At 61.4% G+C, this 19,189-nt stretch carries 18 protein-coding genes and 2 tRNA genes; 5 read left to right on the top strand and 15 right to left on the bottom strand.

The window, feature by feature from the left end; all coding sequences use genetic code 11:
• Positions 1-24 precede the first annotated feature (24 nt).
• The 5 genes from J7655_RS16580 to J7655_RS16600 all read left to right on the top strand — a co-directional run bounded on the left by J7655_RS16580 (position 25) and on the right by J7655_RS16600 (position 5,583).
• Positions 25-897, top strand: a complete 873-nt coding sequence (locus tag J7655_RS16580) for an oxygenase MpaB family protein (protein ID WP_230925371.1) — start codon at positions 25-27, stop codon at positions 895-897.
• A 70-nt stretch (positions 898-967) separates the two neighbouring features.
• Positions 968-1,984 (top strand): class I SAM-dependent rRNA methyltransferase, encoded by a 1,017-nt coding sequence (locus tag J7655_RS16585; RefSeq protein WP_230925372.1) that lies wholly within the window; start codon positions 968-970, stop codon positions 1,982-1,984.
• Positions 1,985-2,081: 97 nt separating this feature from the next.
• Entirely contained in the window at positions 2,082-4,964 is a 2,883-nt protein-coding gene (locus J7655_RS16590) for a DUF748 domain-containing protein (RefSeq protein WP_230925373.1), read from the top strand.
• Positions 4,961-5,266: a DUF2845 domain-containing protein gene (locus J7655_RS16595; protein WP_230925374.1), complete on the top strand. Its 306-nt coding sequence runs from the start codon at positions 4,961-4,963 to the stop codon at positions 5,264-5,266. Before J7655_RS16590 ends, J7655_RS16595 begins: the two co-directional genes overlap by 4 nt.
• A 14-nt stretch (positions 5,267-5,280) precedes the next feature.
• Complete coding sequence (locus J7655_RS16600) at positions 5,281-5,583, top strand: DUF2845 domain-containing protein (RefSeq protein ID WP_230927747.1); 303 nt, start codon at positions 5,281-5,283, stop codon at positions 5,581-5,583.
• Positions 5,584-5,703: 120 nt separating this feature from the next.
• Here the strand turns inward: J7655_RS16600 and J7655_RS16605 are convergent, their stop codons facing one another.
• The 15 genes from J7655_RS16605 to folP all read right to left on the bottom strand — a co-directional run bounded on the left by J7655_RS16605 (position 5,704) and on the right by folP (position 19,182).
• The gene (locus tag J7655_RS16605) at positions 5,704-5,901 is read right to left on the bottom strand and encodes a CsbD family protein (protein ID WP_230925375.1); all 198 of its coding nucleotides are present in this window, start codon (positions 5,899-5,901) and stop codon (positions 5,704-5,706) included.
• Positions 5,902-5,970: 69 nt separating this feature from the next.
• The gene (locus J7655_RS16610) at positions 5,971-6,324 is read right to left on the bottom strand and encodes a BON domain-containing protein (RefSeq protein WP_230925376.1); all 354 of its coding nucleotides are present in this window, start codon (positions 6,322-6,324) and stop codon (positions 5,971-5,973) included.
• Between the two features lie 305 nt (positions 6,325-6,629).
• The gene (gene pnp / locus J7655_RS16615) at positions 6,630-8,735 is read right to left on the bottom strand and encodes a polyribonucleotide nucleotidyltransferase (protein WP_230925377.1); all 2,106 of its coding nucleotides are present in this window, start codon (positions 8,733-8,735) and stop codon (positions 6,630-6,632) included.
• A 171-nt stretch (positions 8,736-8,906) separates the two neighbouring features.
• A complete protein-coding gene (rpsO, locus tag J7655_RS16620; protein WP_230925378.1) occupies positions 8,907-9,176 on the bottom strand; it encodes a 30S ribosomal protein S15 in 270 nt (89 codons plus the stop codon).
• A 167-nt stretch (positions 9,177-9,343) separates the two neighbouring features.
• Positions 9,344-10,264: a tRNA pseudouridine(55) synthase TruB gene (gene truB / locus J7655_RS16625; RefSeq protein ID WP_230925379.1), complete on the bottom strand. Its 921-nt coding sequence runs from the start codon at positions 10,262-10,264 to the stop codon at positions 9,344-9,346.
• 3 nt (positions 10,265-10,267) lie between these two features.
• Positions 10,268-10,660 carry a 30S ribosome-binding factor RbfA gene (gene rbfA / locus J7655_RS16630; protein ID WP_230925380.1) on the bottom strand — a complete coding sequence of 131 codons (393 nt, stop codon included), beginning with the start codon at positions 10,658-10,660 and terminating at the stop codon, positions 10,268-10,270.
• A 109-nt stretch (positions 10,661-10,769) separates the two neighbouring features.
• Positions 10,770-13,256, bottom strand: a complete 2,487-nt coding sequence (gene infB, locus J7655_RS16635) for a translation initiation factor IF-2 (protein WP_230925381.1) — start codon at positions 13,254-13,256, stop codon at positions 10,770-10,772.
• A 27-nt stretch (positions 13,257-13,283) separates the two neighbouring features.
• Positions 13,284-14,765: a transcription termination factor NusA gene (gene nusA, locus J7655_RS16640; protein ID WP_230925382.1), complete on the bottom strand. Its 1,482-nt coding sequence runs from the start codon at positions 14,763-14,765 to the stop codon at positions 13,284-13,286.
• Positions 14,766-14,925: 160 nt separating this feature from the next.
• Positions 14,926-15,384 carry a ribosome maturation factor RimP gene (rimP, locus tag J7655_RS16645; protein ID WP_075749482.1) on the bottom strand — a complete coding sequence of 153 codons (459 nt, stop codon included), beginning with the start codon at positions 15,382-15,384 and terminating at the stop codon, positions 14,926-14,928.
• Between the two features lie 126 nt (positions 15,385-15,510).
• A tRNA-Met gene (locus J7655_RS16650) sits at positions 15,511-15,587 on the bottom strand.
• A 97-nt stretch (positions 15,588-15,684) separates the two neighbouring features.
• Positions 15,685-15,770, bottom strand: a tRNA-Leu gene (locus J7655_RS16655).
• A gap of 7 nt (positions 15,771-15,777) precedes the next feature.
• Positions 15,778-16,155 carry a preprotein translocase subunit SecG gene (gene secG, locus J7655_RS16660; RefSeq protein ID WP_230925383.1) on the bottom strand — a complete coding sequence of 126 codons (378 nt, stop codon included), beginning with the start codon at positions 16,153-16,155 and terminating at the stop codon, positions 15,778-15,780.
• A 3-nt stretch (positions 16,156-16,158) separates the two neighbouring features.
• Entirely contained in the window at positions 16,159-16,914 is a 756-nt protein-coding gene (gene tpiA, locus J7655_RS16665) for a triose-phosphate isomerase (protein WP_230925384.1), read from the bottom strand.
• Positions 16,915-16,979: 65 nt separating this feature from the next.
• Entirely contained in the window at positions 16,980-18,317 is a 1,338-nt protein-coding gene (gene glmM / locus J7655_RS16670) for a phosphoglucosamine mutase (protein WP_230925385.1), read from the bottom strand.
• Positions 18,318-18,330: 13 nt separating this feature from the next.
• Positions 18,331-19,182 (bottom strand): dihydropteroate synthase, encoded by an 852-nt coding sequence (gene folP / locus J7655_RS16675; protein ID WP_230925386.1) that lies wholly within the window; start codon positions 19,180-19,182, stop codon positions 18,331-18,333.
• Positions 19,183-19,189: the final 7 nt, after the last annotated feature.

The raw sequence follows: 19,189 nt of genomic DNA on the forward strand, positions 1-19,189 counted from the left end.
TGCCAAGCGCCGACACTGCGCGCCATGGAAAGCCTACGTCGTCAGATCGAAAAACAGGTGCACAGCCTCACCGGCGCCTCGCTGGGCGTGCTCGACCTCGACCAGCCACGCGGAGATGCTGGCCTGTTCGGCCCCGCGTCGATGGTCTGGGAAGTCCATGCCGACTTCACCGCGATGATGGTCGGCGGCATCTCTGCACTGCTCCTGCAGATGCTCCACCCGCTGGCACTGGCCGGGGTGTGGGATCACTCGACCTTTCGCCAGGACATGCTCGGCCGCCTGCGCCGCACCAGCCTGTTCATCGCCGGCACCTCCTACGGCGGGCTGCACGATGCCGAACAGCTGATCGACAAGGTGCGCCGCATCCACCTGCAGGTGGTCGGTCATGCGCCGGATGGCCGTCCTTACGCCGCCAGCGATCCCGAGCTGCTGACCTGGGTGCATGTCTCCGAGGTCAGCCAGTTCCTTGCTGGTTACCTGCGCTACGTCGATCCGCAGCTGCCGGCGGCCGAACAGGATCGCTACTACCGCGAAGTGGCGCTGATCGCCGAACGCCTCGGCGCGCAGGACGTGCCCAAATCCGCGCAGGCCATCGCCGATTACCTGCAGCACATGCGTCCGCAACTGTTGTGCGATGCGCGCACACGCGAAGTGGTGCGCCTGCTGTACGACGCGCCGATGCCCAGCCTGCTCGCCAAGCCCTTCGGCGGCCTGATGATGCAGGCCGGCGTCGACCTGCTGCCGGACTGGGCCAGCGACCTGCTCGGCGAACACCAGGCCGCCTGGCGCCGCCCGCTGATCCGCGCCAGCGTGCAGCGCACCGCCAACCTGCTGCGCTGGGCCGTACGTAACAGCGCCGCGCAGCGCGCCCGTCGCCGTCTGCTGCCTGACTCATAAGGCGAGCGCTCCCTCGGGCAGCGGCTTTTCTTGCTAGACTGCCGCCCTTTCCTACCCCGAGATGCCGCGCATGCCCGCTCTTGATCAGGCGCTGCGCGCCGCCCTCGCCGCCCGTGAAAACCTCTTCAGTGACCTGCACACGCAAGGCACCGACTGCTATCGCCTGTTCCATGGCACGCAGGAAGGTGCGCCCGGCCTGACCGTCGATCGCTACGGCCCGCAACTGCTGGTGCAGAGCTTTCACCAACCACTGCAACATGACGCCCTGCAGGCGCTGGCCGACCGGGTTCGGGAGCAACTCGGCCTGCCCCTGCTGCTGGTCTACAACGACCGCTCGAAAAGCCATTCGCGCATCGACCGCAACCCCGAACTGCATCAGACCGAGGCGGCTGCCCTGGAGGATCTGGTCGGCCAGGAATGGGGCCTGAATTACCGGGTGCGCGGTCGCCATGCCGGACAGGACCCGCTGCTGTTTCTCGACCTGCGCAATGCACGCGGCTGGGTCAAAGCCAACAGCGCCGGTAAATCCGTACTCAACCTGTTCGCCTATACCTGCGGTGTTGGCCTGTGCGCCGCCGCAGGAGGTGCCCGTGAAGTGGTCAACCTGGACTTCGCCGAAGGCAACCTGGCGGTCGGCCGCGAGAACGCCGCGCTCAATCCCGCGCTGCCGACCATGCAGTTCATCCAGAGCGACTACTTCCCGGCCATCCGCCAACTCGCCGACCTGCCGATCAGCAGCCGCCGCGGACAGAAACTGCCCAGCTACCCGCGCCTGCAGCCGCGTCAGTTCGATCTGGTGTTCCTCGATCCGCCGGCTTGGGCCAAGAGCGCCTTCGGTACGGTCGATCTGCTGCGCGATTATCAAAGCCTGCTCAAACCGGCGCTGCTGGCCACTGCTGAAGGCGGCACGCTGGTGTGCTGCAACAATCTGGCAAAGGTGGAGATGAGCGACTGGCGCACGCAGGTGCTGCGATGTGCCGAGAAGCTCGGGCGCCCGGTGCGCGACTGCCAGGTGCTTGCCCCGGCTACCGACTTCCCCTCGCGCGACGGCAAGCCGCCACTGAAGAGCCTGATCCTGCGCTTCTGAGAACGCCTGCCTGGCAAACGCCGCTCGACACGCCCGGAACCGAGCGCGCGTGCCATACTCCAACTCATCTCCCCATCTGGACAGATGACGTATTGCCATGCCCAAAGGACTGAAGCGCGCGCTGAGCGCACTGTTGATCGCCGTTTTTCTCTACAGCCTGATCGGCTTTCTGATTGTGCCGGGTATCGCCCTGCGCATCGCCAACCAGCAACTGGCGCAATACGCCACGCTGCCGGCCTCGCTGCAGCGCGTGCAGCTCAACCCCTTCAGCCTCGAGCTGAGCCTGTGGGGCCTGCGTATCGGCGAGAGTAACCAGGAGCAGCTGAGCTTCCAGCGCCTGTACGCCAACCTGCAAAGCGACAGCCTGTGGAGCGGCGCCCTGCACCTGAGCGATATCGAACTCGATGGCGCACGTACCGAGATACTCTTCGACAAAGACGGCACGCTCAACCTCACCCAGTTGTTCAACCTGCCGGAGAGCCAGGCCGAACCCAAGGCCGAGAACAGCGAGCCCTTCCCACTGCGCATCGACCGCATTCGTCTGCGCGAGAAGTCGCTGCGCTTCCAGGATCTGCGTCCAAGCGAGGCCGTGGAGTTCGCCTACGACGCGCTCGATCTTGAATTGCACAACCTCAGCACCCTGGCCGGCGACAACGCCGAGATGACCCTGACCGCCAGCGGCCCGCACGGCGCGCAGATCGACTGGCGCGGCCAGGTCAGCCTCACCCCCATCACCTCCAGCGGCAGCCTGAGCGTCAGCGATGGCCGCCTGAGCACCTTCTGGCCTTATGTACGCGACGCCCTGCCACTGGTGCTCAAGGAAGGCCAGGTCGATCTCAGCAGCGACTATCGCCTCGACCTCTCCAGCGGTACCAAGCTGCAGCTGAGCAAGATCAAGGTGCAGTTGGCCCCCTTCGCCCTCGACGACCCGCAAGGCAAACCGCTGGTACGCTTGCAACGCCTGGATATCGACAACAGCAGCCTCGACCTGGCCAAGCAGCGGGTGGTGGTCGGCCAGGTACGCAGCCAGGGGCTGGAGGCCTGGGCGGCGCGCGAAGCCGACGGCCAGCTGGATTGGCAGAAGCTGTTCGCCAAACCAGAAGGCGCCAAGAGCGAAGCAGCCGAACCGGCGCAGCAGCCCGGCGAGAGCAAGCCCTGGCAGGTGCTGCTGCAGGATGTGCAGCTACGCGACTACAAGGCCCACCTGGCCGACCGAGTACCGCAGCAGGAAGTGGCGGTCGATGTCGGCCCACTGAACTTCGACCTGAAGAACTTCGACAGCCTTGGCGACAAGCCTTTCGATCTCAGGCTCGACACCGGCCTGGGCAAACAGGGCAAGCTGCAGGCTGCCGGCAACGTACAACTGAGCCCAACCAGCGCTCAGCTCAAGGTCGCTACCCAGGACATCGATCTGCGTCTGGCGCAGGCCTACCTGAGCCCCTTCATTCGCCTGGAACTGCGCAGCGGCCTGCTCGGCAGTGACCTCGACGTGCAACTCAAGAGTACCGAACCGCTGGCCCTCAGCGTCACCGGCAGCGCCAGGGTCGACCAGTTGCACACCCTGGACACCCTGCGTGAGCGTGATTTCGTGCGCTGGAAGCAGGTTCGGGTTAATGGTCTCGACTACCGCCACGGTGAAAGCCTGGCCATCGAACGCATCGAGCTGGATCAGCCCTATGCACGCTTCGTGATCAACGAGAACCTGACCACCAACGTCAGCGAACTGATCGTGCCGCAGCCGGCGACCCCGAACGAGAGCAAGGCCGATGCGGGCAAACCACTGGCGATCCGCATCGGCGGCGTCGCCATCAATGACGGCTCGGCCAATTTCGCCGACTTCAGCCTGACCCCCAGCTTCGCCACGGCCATCCAGCAGATGAACGGGCGCATCGGCATGCTCGACAACCAGCAGCCGCAAGCGGCCAGCGTCGACATTCAGGGCAAGGTCGACCGTTACGCGCCAATGAGCATCAAAGGTAAGCTGACGCCATTCGATCCACTCAACAGCCTGGATATCGCTACCAGCTTCAAGAACGTCGAATTGACCACCATCACCCCCTATTCCGGCAAGTTCGCCGGCTATCGCATCCGCAAGGGACGGCTGAATCTGGATCTGCACTACCGCATCGAGAAGGGCCAACTCAATGCCGACAACAAGGTGCTGGTGGAGAACCTGCAACTGGGCGAGCGCGTCGACAGCCCCGACGCCGTGGATCTGCCGATTCGCCTGGCAGTGGCCCTGCTCAAGGATACCCAGGGCCGTATCACCCTCGAACTGCCGGTCAAGGGCGATCTGAACAACCCCGAATTCAGCGTCATGCCCATCGTCTGGCAAACCTTGCGCAATCTGGTATTACGCACCGCCCAGGCGCCGTTCAAGTTCATCGCCGGACTGGTCGGTGGCAGCAATTCAGACCTCAGTACCGTACCGTTCGCCGCCGGCTCTACGGAGCTGCAGGGCGATGCACGTCAGGCCCTGGATACCCTGGCCAAGGCACTGCAGGAGCGGCCCAATCTGCGCCTGGAGGTGGAAGGCCAGGCCGCGCAGAGCACCGATGGCCCATTGCTGGCCGAGCAGCGCCTGCAGCGGGAATTTCGCGAAACCTGGTACAAGGTGCTGCAACGCCGGGGCGATAAGGTACCGGCCAGCCCCGATGAACTGATGGTGGACGAGGACGAACAGGCCGCGCTGCTCGAAGGCATCTACCGCAGCCGCCTCAAGCAGCAACCACCGGCCGAATGGGCTGAACTGGACAGCGAGCAGCGCCAGCAGAACATGCGCCAGGCCGTACTCGCTTCCTGGTCTCAGAGCAAGCTGCTGTTGCGCCAACTGGCCCAGCAGCGTGCGGCAACGATCAAGGACTATCTGGTGGAACAGGGCGGGCTGTACGATGAGCGCGTCTATCTGATCGATGCCAATCTGGGCGAGGCCGAAGCCGATGGCCGCGTACTCACCACCCTGCACCTGGACAGCCAATGACCATGCGCCGCTTATCCATCATCACGCTAACCCTGAGTGCCGGTCTGTTCGCTGCGAGTGTGCTCGCCGACACGCTGCGCTGCGGCAGCGCTCTGGTCAGCCTGGGTGATCGCCCGTTCGAAGTCGAGCGCAAGTGCGGCGCACCGGTGCATCGCGATCCGATCGGTTACACCCTTGGCCCTTATGAGCGCCGCGAGTTCAAGATCGAAGAATGGGTCTACGGCCCGAGCAACGGCATGCTCAGTATCCTGCGCTTCGAAGGCAATCGTCTGGTTGCCATCGAACGGCGACGTGAGCGCTGAACAGGAGAAGCATGATGCGCAAACTCAACTACCTGATGTTACTGCTGTGCCTGCCGCTGGCCGCCCAGGCCTCCTCGACCTATCGCTGCGGCAGCGCCCTGGTCAGCAAGACAGCCCCCTCCAGCGAAGTGCTGAGCAAGTGCGGAGAACCATCCAGCCGCGACTTCATCGGCTACAAGGAGGTAGTAGACAGCTATGGCTTTCGCAACGAGGTGAGCGTCGAGGAGTGGGTGTATGGGCCAAACAACGGCATGTACCACTTCCTGCGTTTCGAGGGAGGCAGGCTCAGTGAGATACGCAGTAAACGCGGCAGTTGACGCCACAGGCAATGCCACCGAAAACGCCTGAGAATACCCCAGGTATGCGCTGTAACGATAAAGACCCCGCCAGTCAAACCAGCGGGGTCTTGTCATATCGATGCTGCCAACAGTAGGCGCTCAGAGCTTGTCGCTGAAATCGCGCAGCTCCTGCTGGGCCTTTTCCTTGGTCCAGCCGTAACGTTCCTGCAGCTTGCCGGCCAGGTATTCGCTGTGGCCCTCGGCAACGTCCAGGTCGTCATCGGTCAGGTTACCCCAGCGCTCCTTGATGCGACCGCCGAGCTGCTTCCATTTGCCTTTGATGATATCGCTGTTCATGGTCATTCTCCCTGTGACGGAACGTGAGGCCGGGCGCGAGGCCGGGCGCGAGCCCGGCCGGCTCGGCTATCAGTCAGCGGTTTTCAGGGCTTCAGCCGCCACGTCACGCACGCCTTCGACCTCGCGGGTCTTGGCGATGGCCAGGTCACGCTCAGCGTCGCTCGCGACCACGCCGGACAGGGACACCACACCCTGATTGGTTTCAACCTTGATATCCAGGGCACTGAGGCTCTGATCGGCGATGAAGGTGGACTTCACCTTGCTGGTGATCCAGGTATCGGAGACCGCCTGCTCAGCCTTGTCCACGGTCTCACTGGCCGCCAGCATGGTCGGCTCTGCGGCGATGGCTGCCGAGGCCAGCGACATGCTCAGCACGGCAGCAGTCAGGGTGGTAGCGGCAAAACGGTTGATTGGCTGTTTCATGATTCGATTCCTGTACATTCCAGACAATCTGCAAACCAACTCCTGGCTGCAGGTTCAGCAGTACTGTTGCAGGGGCTATGCCAGCTTTTGAACAATTAAAAATTACTTATAAATCAATAACTTAATAAAATTCAGGAATTTGCTTTCAATTGCATTTCGCCGGGTTGCAGAAAAACATCCGGGCAAATTGCATGATCAGGCAACCCAGTCAACGCATGCCCCACCGGTACACCTCGGTGTTGGCCGAGCACGCACAAAAAAGGGCTCCCGCAGGAGCCCTTCTCGTTCGCACAGACGAGTCGTGCTTAGACGCCAGAGGCCTCAGCAGCCGCGACGTCCTTGATCGACAGCTTGATACGGCCGCGGTTGTCCACGTCCAGTACCAGTACCTTCACTTCCTGACCTTCTTTCAGTACGTCGGTGACCTTCTCCACGCGCTGATCGCTCAGCATGGAGATGTGCACCAGACCGTCCTTGCCCGGCAGGATGTTGACGAAGGCGCCGAAGTCGACGATGCGCTCGACCTTGCCGACGTAGATCTTGCCGATTTCGGCTTCTGCGGTGATACCCAGAACGCGCTGACGAGCCGCCTCGGCCGCTTCCTTGGTTTCGCCGAAGATCTTGATCGAGCCGTCGTCTTCGATATCGATCGACGCCTTGGTCTCTTCGCAGATCGCGCGGATGGTGGCGCCACCCTTGCCGATGACGTCGCGGATCTTGTCCTGGTCGATCTTCATCGCGATCATGGTCGGTGCGTTGGCCGACAGCTCGCTGCGCGACTGGGCGATGACCTGGTTCATCTGGCCGAGGATGTTCAGACGCGCTTCCAGCGCCTGCTCCAGCGCCTGCTCCATGATCTCTTCGGTGATGCCCTGGATCTTGATGTCCATCTGCAGCGCGGTAACACCCTTGGCGGTACCGGCTACTTTGAAGTCCATGTCGCCCAGGTGATCTTCGTCACCGAGGATGTCGGTCAGAACGGCGAATTTCTCGCCTTCGAGCACCAGACCCATGGCGATACCGGCAACCGGCGCCTTCATCGGCACACCGGCGTCCATCAGCGCCAGCGAAGCGCCGCACACCGAAGCCATGGAGGAAGAACCGTTGGACTCGGTGATTTCCGACACTACGCGGATGGTGTACGGGAACTCGTCAGCGCTCGGCAGCATGGCGGCAACGCCACGACGGGCGAGACGGCCGTGGCCGATTTCGCGGCGGCCAGTGGCGCCCATGCGACCACACTCACCGACCGAGTACGGCGGGAAGTTGTAGTGCAGCATGAAGGGGTCTTTCTTCTCGCCTTCGAGGGTGTCCAGCAGCTGTGCGTCGCGTGCGGTACCGAGGGTCGCAACCACCAGCGCCTGGGTTTCGCCACGGGTGAACAGCGCCGAACCGTGAGTCTTGTCCAGAACGCCGACTTCGATGTTCAGGCCACGCACGGTACGGGTGTCACGGCCATCGATACGCGGTTTGCCGTTGACGATGTTCTCGCGCACGGTGCGGTATTCGATCTCGCCGAAGGCTTCCTTGACTTCACCGGCAGTAGGCTGACCTTCTTCACCGGAGAACTTGGCCACGACCTGATCACGCAGCTCGCCCAGACGCGCGTAGCGGTCCTGCTTGACGGTGATGGTATAGGCCTGGGAAATCGCCTCGCCGAACTCGCTACGGATGGCATTCAGCAGTGCGGTGTTTTCCGGCTTCGGCTGCCAGTCCCAGGTCGGCTTGCCGGCTTCGGCGGCCAGCTCGGCAACGGCCTGGATGACCACCTGGAATTCTTCATGGGCAAACAGTACGGCGCCCAGCATCTGGTCTTCGGTCAGCTCTTTGGCTTCCGACTCGACCATCAGCACAGCGTCCTTGGTGCCGGCCACGACCATGTCCAGGCTGGAAGCCTTGAGCTGCTCGTAGTTCGGGTTCAGCAGGTAGCCGGTTTCCGGGTGGAAAGCCACGCGTGCGGCGCCGATCGGGCCGTTGAACGGGATACCGGAGATGGCCAGAGCGGCCGAGGTGCCGATCATCGCCGCGATATCCGGATCGGTCTTCTTGCTGGTGGACACCACGGTGCAGATGACCTGCACTTCGTTCTGGAAGCCTTCCGGGAACAGCGGACGGATCGGACGGTCGATCAGGCGCGAAGTCAGGGTTTCCTTCTCGGAAGGACGCGCTTCACGCTTGAAGAAACCGCCGGGGATCTTGCCGGCTGCGTAGGTCTTTTCCTGATAGTGCACGGACAGCGGGAAGAAGCCCTTGCTCGGATCGGCCGTCTTGGCGCCGGTGACGGCGACCAGCACGCTGACGTCGTCATCAACGGTGACCAGCACGGCGCCGGAGGCTTGACGGGCGATACGGCCAGTCTCGAGGGTAACGGTCGACTGACCGAACTGGAATTTCTTGATTACCGGGTTCACGGTGTTTTCCTTCTCTTTGTTGCCTTGGGGGAAATTGGAAAGACGCGCGGGAGTCGGACCCGATGCATCCCTCGAAAAGCCAAAAGCTGGAAGCCCGGCGCCACGCGATGAGGATCACTCCCCACGCGCGACGCCGAACTCCCAGCTTCCAACTTGTGCAGCTCGCGTCTATTAACGACGCAGGCCCAGGCGACCGATCAGGGCGCTGTAACGACTGACATCTTTACCCTTCAGGTAGTCCAGCAGCTTACGACGCTGGTTAACCATACGGATCAGACCACGACGGCTGTGGTGATCTTTGCCGTTGGCCTTGAAGTGGCCTTGCAGCTTGTTGATGTTGGCGGTCAGCAGGGCAACCTGCACTTCCGGGCTACCGGTATCGCCTTCAGCTTGCTTGTAGTCGTTTACGATCTGGGCTTTTTCTTCAACGCTGAGTGCCATGTTGGCTTCCTCTCATCTGGAAACTGCCGAAGCAGTCTCAATAGGCCGGGAATCGCTTCCCGTGTTTTAAAAAGAGGCATGACCGTGCCTACTGACAGCCACCCTCGCAATCCTGACGCCGCTATCGCCAGCCTCAGGTTTCGACCTCTTGGTCGAACCGTCCGGCGCTAGGCGCCGGTATAAATCAATCGACGCGGGGCAATACGCCCATCGTCACTCACCTCACCGATACCGATGAAGCGACCATTGTGATCCTGCACCCGCACCATGCCGAACTTCGGCGCTTCCGGCGCACGCACCGGCTGCCCTTGCAGCCAGTAGAACGCGCTGTGCTCGGAGAACTGCAGCAGCGGCCAGTCCTGCAGACCGCTATCGGCCGGCAGCAGGAAGCGATCCAGCGCCTCGTTACCACCTTCGGCGTGTGCGGCCTCCAGCTCTTCCAGCGTCACGGTGCGCGCCAGGTCGAACGGGCCTGCCTTGGTACGGCGCAGTTCGGCGACATGTGCACCGCAACCGAGCAACTGGCCAATGTCCTCGACCAGCGTACGAATATAGGTGCCTTTGCTGCAATCAACCGCCAGGCGCGCCTGCTCGCCTTCGCAAGCCAGCAATTCCAGGCGCGCAATAGTAACAGAACGCGCTTCGCGCTCCACTACTTCACCCGCACGAGCCAGCTTGTAGAGTGGCTGACCATCCTTCTTCAGGGCCGAGTACATCGGCGGTATCTGCTTGATTTCGCCACGAAAACGCGGCAGCAGCGCTTCGATTTCGACACGACCAACGGTCACCGGACGCCGTTCGAGCACATCGCCTTCGGCATCACCGGTGGTGGTGGTGACACCGAGCTGAGCGACGGTCTCGTAGCCCTTGTCGGCATCGAGCAGGTACTGGGAGAACTTGGTCGCCTCGCCGAAGCACAGCGGCAGCACGCCGGTGGCCAGCGGGTCGAGGCTACCGGTATGCCCAGCCTTCTCGGCGTTGAGCAACCAGCGCACCTTCTGCAGCGCCGCGTTGGAGGTAAAGCCACGCGGCTTGTCGAGCAGAATGATGCCGTCGACCTTGCGGCGAATACGTTTGACCTGCGCCACACCTTACTCCTTGGAACCTGCGGTGTCGTCGTGCAGACGATCTTCCGCCACGGCACGCTCGATCAGTGCCGACAGGTGCGCGCCGCGCTGGACGCTCTCGTCGTAGTGGAAGTGCAACTGTGGCACGCTGCGCAGCTTCATCGCCTTGCCCAGCTGCATGCGCAGGAAACCGGCCGCGTCGTTGAGCACCTTGAGGCTCTCCTTGATCGCGTCGGCATCATCCTGCCCCATGACGGTGATGAACACCTTGGCGTGACCGATATCACGACTGACATCGACCGCGGTGATGGTCACCAGCCCCAGACGCGGGTCCTTGACCTCACGCCGGATAAGCTGGGCCAGTTCACGTTGCATCTGGTCGCCGATACGCTGGGTACGGCTGTAATCTTTAGCCATTTTCTACTTACCTTTACTGCGTCCGCTGTCTATTCGTCAGCGGACTCAAAAGCGGCAAACGCCCGGCCGCGCGAATGCGGGGCCGGGCGTTGCGTGTTGCGACTCGCGATTACAGGCTGCGAGCCACCTGGACTTTCTCGAACACTTCGATCTTGTCGCCGACCTTGACGTCGTTGTAGCTCTTCACGCCAATACCGCACTCCATGCCGTTGCGCACTTCGGCGACGTCGTCCTTGAAGCGACGCAGCGATTCCAGCTCGCCCTCGAAGATCACCACGTCCTCGCGCAGTACGCGGATCGGACGGTTACGGAAGACAGTGCCTTCGATGACCATGCAGCCGGCAACCGCGCCAAACTTCGGCGAACGGAATACGTCACGCACTTCGGCGGTGCCCAGGATGTTCTCGCGAACATCGCTGCCGAGCATACCGGTAAGCGCCTTCTTGACGTCTTCGATGATGTCGTAGATGACGTTGTAGTAGCGCATGTCGAGGCCTTCGGACTCGACGATCTTGCGCGCACCAGCGTCAGCACGGACGTTGAAACCGAACAGCACGGCATTGGAAGCCAGCGCCAGGTTGGCATCGGACTCGGTGATACCACCGACGCCGCCACCGACCACTCGCACTTGCACTTCGTCGTTGCCCAGGGTGCTGAGCGAGCCTTGCAGGGCTTCCAGAGAACCGCGAACGTCGGCCTTGAGGACGATGTTGAGGGTCTTCTTCTCTTCCTGGCCCATGTTCTCGAAGATGTTTTCCAGCTTGCCGGCGTGAGCACGGGCGAGCTTGACCTCGCGGAACTTGCCCTGGCGGAACAGCGCAACTTCGCGGGCCTTCTTCTCGTCGGCCACCACCATCATCTCGTCACCGGCATCCGGCGTGCCGTCCAGGCCGAGAATCTCGACCGGAATCGACGGACCGGCTTCCTTGATCGACTTGCCGTTCTCGTCGAGCATGGCACGCACGCGGCCATAGTTGACGCCGACCAGCACCATGTCGCCCTGACGCAGGGTACCATCCTGAACCAGCACGGTAGCCACCGGGCCACGGCCCTTGTCCAGACGCGATTCGACCACCACACCACGACCCGGGGCCGACGGCGTGGCTTTCAGCTCGAGCACTTCAGCCTGCAGCAGCACGGCCTCGAGCAACTCGTCGATACCGGTACCCATCTTCGCCGAGACATGCACGTAAGGTGCATCGCCGCCCCACTCTTCCGGGATCACGTCAAGCGCGGCCAGGCCGTTCTTGATGTTGTCCGGATTGGCATCGGGCTTGTCGATCTTGTTCACCGCGACCACGATCGGCACGCCAGCTGCTTTCGCATGCTGAACGGCTTCCTGGGTCTGCGGCATCACGCCGTCGTCAGCGGCGACGACCAGAATGACGATATCGGTGGCCTTGGCACCACGGGCACGCATCTGGGTGAACGCAGCGTGACCGGGAGTGTCGAGGAAGGTGACCATGCCGCGCTCGGTTTCGACGTGGTAGGCACCGATATGCTGGGTGATACCACCGGCTTCACCGGAAGCCACCTTGGCACGACGGATATAGTCGAGCAGCGAAGTCTTACCATGGTCAACGTGGCCCATCACGGTCACGACCGGTGCACGATGGAAGGTTTCACCCTCGAACTTCAGGGATTCGGCCAGTTGTTCTTCCAGGGCGTTGTCGCTGACCAGCTTGACCTTGTGACCGAACTCTTCGGCGACCAGTTGAGCGGTTTCCTGATCCAGCACCTGGTTGATGGTCACCGGGGTGCCCATCTTGAACATGAACTTGACGATCTCCGCACCCTTGATGGCCATTTGCTGGGCCAGATCGGAAACGGTGATGGTCTCGCCAATCGATACGTCACGCACGATCGGACCAGTCGGGCTCTGGAAGCCGTGCTGGTTGCGCTTCTTCATCTTGGCCTTGCCACGACCACCACGACGGAAGCCGTCGCTCTCTTCGTCAACACTACGCGGCGCGACACGCGGCGCCGGCGCCTTTTCCTTGAGGGTCGGGCGGTGTTGTGCGTGCTTGCGCTCACGGCGCTCGTCTTCGTCACTGCGCGCCTTCTCGGGACGACGCACTTCCTCTTTCTTGCGCTCGGCGTCGACGACCGGAGCGGCAACAACCGGCTCGCTGACCGGAGCCGGCGCAGCAGCAGGTGCGGACGCTGGGCTGGTCGCCGTGGCGGCCTGACGCTTGGCTTCTTCTTCGGCCTTGCGCTTGGCTTCTTCCTCGGCTTTCAGACGCTCGGCTTCGGCAGCGGCCTGCTGAGCTTCCAGCTCACGCTGCTTTTCGGCTTCGAGCTCTTCCGGGCTGCGCTTGACGAAGGTCTTCTTCTTGCGCACTTCCACGCTGATGGTCTTGCTGCCAGCAACACGCAGGGTGCTGGTGGTCTTGCGCTGCAAGGTAATCTTGCGCGGCTCTTCGACCTTGTCGCCGTGACTGCTCTTGAGATGGGCCAGCAAGGCCTGCTTCTCACTATCGGTCACTACCTGTTCGGCACTTTCATGGGACAGGCCGGCTTCACGCATCTGCTGCAGCAGGCGCTCAACCGGGGTGTCGACCACTTTGGCCAGTTCTTTTACCGTGACTTGCGTCATGCATCTTTCTCCTCAGGCCGCAACCGCTTATTCGAACCAGTGGGCTCGAGCGGCCATGATCAGCTTGCCGGCACGTTCTTCGTCGATGCCGTCGATGTCGAGCAGGTCGTCAATCGACTGCTCGGCCAGGTCTTCACGGGTAATCACGCCGCGCAGCGCAAGCTCCAGAGCCAGCGCCTTGTCCATGCCTTCCAGTTCCAGCAAATCATCTGCCGGATGGGCATCGGCCAACTTTTCCTCGTTGGCGATCGCCTTGGTCAGCAGACGATCCTTAGCCCGTGCACGCAGCTCATTGACGATCTCCTCGTCGAAGCCATCGATACTGAGCATTTCTTCCATGGGTACGTAGGCAATCTCTTCGAGACTGGTGAAACCCTCTTCGACCAGGACTTGAGCCAGTTCTTCGTCGACTTCCAGCTCGTCGATGAAGGACTGCATGATGTCGCCGGTTTCCGCTTGCTGCTTGGCCTGGATGTCCGCTTCGGTCATCACGTTCAGCGTCCAGCCGGTCAACTGACTGGCCAGACGCACGTTCTGACCACCACGACCGATGGCCTGAGCCAGGTTGTCTTCGCCCACGGCGATGTCCATGGCATGGGCATCTTCGTCAACGATGATCGCCGCCACTTCAGCCGGCGACATGGCGTTGATGACGAACTGTGCGGGGTTGTCGTCCCACAGCACGATATCGACGCGCTCGCCACCCAGCTCGCCGGACACGGCCTGGACACGCGAACCACGCATACCGATGCAGGCACCCTGCGGGTCGATACGCTTGTCCTTGGAGCGCACGGCGATCTTGGCGCGCGACCCCGGATCACGGGAGGCGGCCTTGACGTCGATCAGCCCTTCGGCAATTTCCGGTACTTCGATGCGGAACAACTCGATCAGCATTTCCGGCGCGGTACGCGACAGAATCAGTTGCGGGCCGCGGTTCTCGGTACGAATTTCCTTGAGCAGGGCACGCAGACGCACGCCAACGCGGAAGGTCTCGCGCGGGATGATGTCTTCGCGGGCCAGCAAGGCTTCTGCGTTGTTGCCCAGGTCGACGATGACGTTGTCGCGGGTGACCTTCTTCACGGTGCCGGAGATGATCTCACCCAGGCGCTCGCGGTAGGCGTCGACCACCTGTGCACGCTCGGCTTCACGCACTTTCTGCACGATGACCTGCTTGGCGGTTTGCGCGGCGATGCGACCGAACTCGATGGACTCGACTTTCTCTTCGAGCACATCACCGATCTTGGCATTGGCTTCGACGGCCTGCGGCATGTCGTCGGTCAGCTGGTAGGCCGGATCTTCGAACTCGGACTCGTCGACCACGGTCCAGCGACGGAAGGTCTCGTAGCTACCGTTCTGACGATTGATCGCCACACGCAGGTCGACCTCGTCCTCGAAACGTTTCTTGGTGGCAGTCGCCAGAGCAAGCTCCAGCGCCTCGAAAATCACGCCAGCCGGTACACCCTTTTCATTGGATACCGACTCAACAACCAGCAGTACTTCTTTGCTCATCGTACGCCTCGCCTTTCGCAATCCATTGGTTCTGCGCAGTCGGCATCACGTTCACACCATGGGCGTAGGATACGTGCGCTGCCGCGCTACCTTTGCGTCACCTGTGCCACTCATGCTGCGCCGATACTCGGCTGTGCAGCAGCGCCACAGAATGCGCCTCTCAATCAAATCGGGGGATGATATTGGCCTTGTCGATCAGGTCGATCGGCAACAGATACTCGTGGTCATCCACCTGCACTACCACGTCCTGCTCCTCCACACCGCGAAGGAGGCCCTGGAAGTTGCGACGCCCATCGAAAGGCGAACGCAGCTTGATCTTCACCTGCTCACCAGCATGCGCCGCAAACTGTTCAAGCGTGAACAACGGACGATCCATGCCAGGAGAAGAAACTTCCAGCGTGTACTCCGAGGTAATCGGATCCTCGACATCGAGCACACCACTGAGCTGACGACTGACGATTTCACAATCATCGATCAGGATGCCGTCGGCTTTATCGATATAGACACGCAGCAGCGAATGACGCCCCTGCGACAGGAACTCGATGCCCCAGCATTGATAACCGAGCGCTTCGATTACCGGGGCCAACAAGGCCTGCAACTGTTCTAGCTTGCTCGACACTTAACGGCCCTCGTGCATGCTGTGCAAATAAAAAATGGGCGAAACGCCCATCCCGTCAGTCCGCCATGAATCAGCAGACACTGTGTTTCAGCTAACAAAAAGCCCCTGAAAAGGGGCCTCTGAAACTGGTTGCGGGGGCTGGATTTGAACCAACGACCTTCGGGTTATGAGCCCGACGAGCTACCAAGCTGCTCCACCCCGCGTCAAAGCTGGGCCGGAATTATACGGCTACCCACTGACAAGGGTCAACCCAACACTCCAGCAACAAGAAAGCCCGCGAACAGCGGGCTTTCTTGAGTATGGTACCGAGGAGGGGACTCGAACCCCTACAGCCTATGGCCACTACCACCTCAAGGTAGCGTGTATACCAATTTCACCACCTCGGCAAAACGGTTACTGCCCTGGAGCCTCCGGCACATCCGAAGCATCGGATGCAGGAGCTTGCTCTTCGAGCACCGGCACGTCTTCGACGACCGGATTTTGTTGAACTTCCAGAACCGCTGGATCTGGAAGACCAACCTGTGTCAGCGCATCAGCTTTCTCTTTAGCAAAGTACGCTAAACCCAAGCTGGTAATGAAAAAAGCTGCGGCAAGTATACCAGTAAACTTACTCAGAAAGGTAGAGGAACCTTGGCTTCCGAATACAGTTGCCGAAGCACCCGAACCGAACGACGCACCTGCGTCAGCGCCTTTACCCTGCTGCAACAGCACCAGCACCACAATCCCGATCGCACCCAGCAGGTGCAGAACAACAATGACTGTTTCCAGCATTCTTCAGTTTCCTGCAGCGCGACAGATCGCACCGAATTCATCCGCATTCAGAGAGGCTCCACCCACAAGCCCCCCATCGATATCCTGCATGCCGAACAACTCGGCTGCACTGGCGGCCTTTACACTGCCGCCATAAAGAATTCTCAAACCAGCCGCGACACCAGCATCGAAGTGCGCAGCCTGCGCACGGATCGCGGCGTGCACTTCCTGAGCCTGCTCAGGCGTGGCGGTCAGTCCGGTACCAATAGCCCAGACAGGCTCATAGGCAACCACCGCACCGCTCAGCGACTCGACACCCAGAGCATCGATCACTGCGGCCAACTGGCCACCCACCACATCCAGCGTCGTATTCGCCTCACGCTGCTCGCGTGTTTCACCGAGGCAAAGCACTGGAATCAATCCAGCTGCCTGCACGGCTGCAAACTTGCGAACGACCGCTTCATCACTTTCGCCCAGAATCAGACGACGCTCGGAGTGACCGACCAGCACAAACTCGCAACCCACATCGACCAACTGACTCGTCGCCAACTCACCGGTCAAGGCGCCCTGCTCCACTTGCGCCGCGCAATCTTGCGCCCCAACCTTCACCGCCTTACCACTCAAGCCTTGAACAGCCTGGGCGATATGCAAGCTCGAGGGGAAAACCGCGACATCAATGTCAGCAGGCAACACCTGCTGACTCAGCCCTTCGATCAGCTCTGTGACGCTGGCGCGGGTACCGTGCATTTTCCAGTTACCTGCAACCAAGGGGCGACGCATGCCTTACCTCGTCGATCAAAGAGGGCGCAGATGTTACCCAAGAGCCATGCGCGTAGCAAGCGCAATCATGCACAGACTTCCGCAACAATCTTAGCCAATTCATCGGCATAGCTGCGCACGGCAGCTTCGTCATCACCTTCGACCATCACGCGCAGAAGAGGCTCGGTACCGGACTTGCGCAGCAACACGCGACCACGCCCAGCCATACGCTCGGTAACACGCGCACAGGCCTCTTTCACCGAAGGATGCTCAAGCGGATCGAGCTCACCGGAAAAGCGCACATTGATCAGCACCTGCGGGCACTTCTTGACGCCCATGCGCGCCTCGGCCAGCGATTGATCACGACGCTTGAGCGCCACCAGCACCTGCAGCGCAGCAATGATGGCATCCCCCGTGGTGGTGTGCTGGAAGCACACCAGATGCCCGGAATTTTCCCCACCGAGCAACCAGTTGCGGGCCATCAGCTCGGCGATCACATAACGATCACCAACCTTGGCCCGCACAAAGGGGATGTTCAACTCGGCCAGCGCCAACTCCAGCCCCAGGTTACTCATCAAGGTACCGACCACGCCGCCATGCAGGCGCCCGCGCTCCTGCAAATCACGGGCGATGATGAACAGCAGCTCATCACCATCGACCACAGTCCCCGTGTGATCGACCATCAATACGCGGTCGGCATCACCATCGAAGGCAATGCCAAGGTCAGCACCCTGCGCGAGAACCTCGGCCTGCAGCCCGGCGATATGCGTCGAACCGCACTCATGGTTGATATTGAGGCCGTCCGGCTGCGCCGCCATGACCTTGACTTCAGCCCCCAGCTCGCGAAATACGCTGGGAGCAACCTTGTAGGCGGCGCCATGGGCGCAGTCGACGACGATTTTCAGGTGCTTGAAGTTGGTACCCGTAGGTACGCTGCCCTTGCAGAATTCGATATAGCGGCCGGACGCATCGTTGATGCGCGATGCCTTGCCAATGGCAGCAGACTCCACCACGGTCATCGGCTGGTCGAGCAGCTCCTCGATCATCAGTTCCACATCATCAGGCAGCTTGGTGCCCTCGCTCGAAAAGAACTTGATGCCGTTGTCGTCGTGCGGATTGTGCGAAGCGCTGATGACGATGCCGGCATCAGCCTGAAAAGTCCGCGTCAGATACGCAATGGCCGGCGTTGGCATCGGCCCGAGCAACTGTACGTCAGCGCCCGCTGCAGCCAGACCCGCCTCAAGGGCAGACTCGAACATGTAGCCGGAAATGCGCGTGTCCTTACCGATCAGGATGCGGCACTTGCCCTGCTTGCGAAACGCCATGCCGGCAGCCCAGCCGAGCTTGAGCATAAAATCCGGGGTGATGGGGTACTGCCCGACGCGACCCCGAATACCGTCGGTGCCGAAGTACTTTCTAGCCATAACGCTTTCCTTGTTATTGCGCTGCCTCGACCGCAGCGATCATGCGCACCACATCGACCGTTTCAGCAACGTCGTGCACACGCAGAATATGTGCGCCCTTGGTCAGGGCCAGTGCCGCCAATCCCAGGCTCCCGTAGAGACGCTCGCCAACCTCATGACCGAGCACCTTGCCGATCATGCTTTTGCGCGAAACACCCACCAACAAGGGACGCCCAAGGGCTGAAAGCTCATGCATGCGCCTGAACAAGGCCAGATTGTGCTCCAGGGTCTTGGCGAAGCCAAAGCCTGGATCGAGCACGATCCGCTCGGCGGGAATACCGGCTGTCGCGCACGCTGCCATGCGCTCGACAAGAAAATCACGCACCTCGCTGACGATGTCCGGGTACTGCGGATTGTCCTGCATGTTGCCCGGCTCACCGCGCATGTGCATCAGACACACAGGCAGACCGGTATCAGCGGCCGCATCAAGAGCGCCATCGCGCTGCAACGAGCGCACGTCATTGATCAGCCCCGCGCCCACTCGCGCACTTTCGCGCATGACGGCCGGAGTCGAGGTATCCACGGAGATGATCACGTCCAGATTACGCGCAATGACCTCGACCACGGGCACGACCCGCTCCAGCTCCTCGGTCGGCGAAACGGCACGGGCGCCTGGGCGAGTCGACTCGCCCCCTACATCGATCAGCGTCGCACCAGCAGCAACCATCTGCTCGGCATGACGCAGCGCTGCATCGCGCGCGACGAAGCGACCACCATCGGAAAAGGAATCAGGCGTGACATTGAGGATGCCCATCACCTGCGGACGGGACAAATCAAGAAGCCGGCTGCCACAGGGCAGCCGGCTTGGGTGTTGCTGCTGGGACATAGAAACC

The organism is Pseudomonas wenzhouensis (assembly GCF_021029445.1).
GTDB classification, from domain to species: Bacteria; Pseudomonadota; Gammaproteobacteria; order Pseudomonadales; family Pseudomonadaceae; genus Aquipseudomonas; species Aquipseudomonas wenzhouensis.

Bases quoted from the DNA above. Each gene is read 5' to 3' on its own strand.
- rpsO (WP_230925378.1), bottom strand. From the start codon at position 9,176: ATGGCACTCAGCGTTGAAGAAAAAGCCCAGATCGTAAACGACTACAAG.
- J7655_RS16610 (WP_230925376.1), bottom strand. From the start codon at position 6,324: ATGAAACAGCCAATCAACCGTTTTGCCGCTACCACCCTGACTGCTGCC.
- J7655_RS16600 (WP_230927747.1), top strand. From the start codon at position 5,281: ATGCGCAAACTCAACTACCTGATGTTACTGCTGTGCCTGCCGCTGGCC.
- rbfA (WP_230925380.1), bottom strand. From the start codon at position 10,660: ATGGCTAAAGATTACAGCCGTACCCAGCGTATCGGCGACCAGATGCAA.
- nusA (WP_230925382.1), bottom strand. From the start codon at position 14,765: ATGAGCAAAGAAGTACTGCTGGTTGTTGAGTCGGTATCCAATGAAAAG.
- tpiA (WP_230925384.1), bottom strand. From the start codon at position 16,914: ATGCGTCGCCCCTTGGTTGCAGGTAACTGGAAAATGCACGGTACCCGC.
- J7655_RS16595 (WP_230925374.1), top strand. From the start codon at position 4,961: ATGACCATGCGCCGCTTATCCATCATCACGCTAACCCTGAGTGCCGGT.
- J7655_RS16580 (WP_230925371.1), top strand. From the start codon at position 25: ATGGAAAGCCTACGTCGTCAGATCGAAAAACAGGTGCACAGCCTCACC.
- secG (WP_230925383.1), bottom strand. From the start codon at position 16,155: ATGCTGGAAACAGTCATTGTTGTTCTGCACCTGCTGGGTGCGATCGGG.
- J7655_RS16585 (WP_230925372.1), top strand. From the start codon at position 968: ATGCCCGCTCTTGATCAGGCGCTGCGCGCCGCCCTCGCCGCCCGTGAA.
- glmM (WP_230925385.1), bottom strand. From the start codon at position 18,317: ATGGCTAGAAAGTACTTCGGCACCGACGGTATTCGGGGTCGCGTCGGG.
- J7655_RS16605 (WP_230925375.1), bottom strand. From the start codon at position 5,901: ATGAACAGCGATATCATCAAAGGCAAATGGAAGCAGCTCGGCGGTCGC.
- folP (WP_230925386.1), bottom strand. From the start codon at position 19,182: ATGTCCCAGCAGCAACACCCAAGCCGGCTGCCCTGTGGCAGCCGGCTT.
- J7655_RS16590 (WP_230925373.1), top strand. From the start codon at position 2,082: ATGCCCAAAGGACTGAAGCGCGCGCTGAGCGCACTGTTGATCGCCGTT.
- infB (WP_230925381.1), bottom strand. From the start codon at position 13,256: ATGACGCAAGTCACGGTAAAAGAACTGGCCAAAGTGGTCGACACCCCG.